The following is a 434-nucleotide window of genomic DNA, read 5'->3' on the forward strand; positions in this document are numbered from 1 at the left end:
GGGCAAGGGCAATACCGTCAGCGCCGAGGCGATGTGGGAGCAGTTGCGCGGTGGCGCAGCGGGATTCAAGCTTCACGAGGACTGGGGCACCACGCCCGCGGCCATCGATGCCTGCCTGACGGTCGCCGAAGCCGCCGGGGTCCAGGCCAACATCCACACCGACACCCTCAACGAGGCCGGTTTCGTCGAGGACACTCTGGCCGCGATCAAGGGCCGCGGCATCCACGCGTATCACACCGAGGGCGCCGGTGGCGGGCACGCACCTGACATCATCACCGTCGCCTCGCACCCGAATGTGCTGCCCAGCTCCACCAAGCCGACCCGGCCGCACACCGTCAACACCCTCGACGAGCACCTCGACATGCTCATGGTGTGCCATCACCTGAATCCGAGCGTGCCCGAGGATCTGGCATTCGCCGAGAGCCGGATCCGGC

Annotated in this window: 1 protein-coding gene; it reads left to right on the forward strand. The window is 67.7% G+C overall.

The features are described from left to right. The coding region (locus RM844_RS32930) for an amidohydrolase family protein (RefSeq protein ID WP_311671096.1) at positions 1-434 on the forward strand (434 nt) is incomplete at both ends.

Source organism: Streptomyces chisholmiae, assembly GCF_031845445.1.
GTDB classification, from domain to species: domain Bacteria; phylum Actinomycetota; class Actinomycetes; order Streptomycetales; family Streptomycetaceae; genus Streptomyces; species Streptomyces chisholmiae.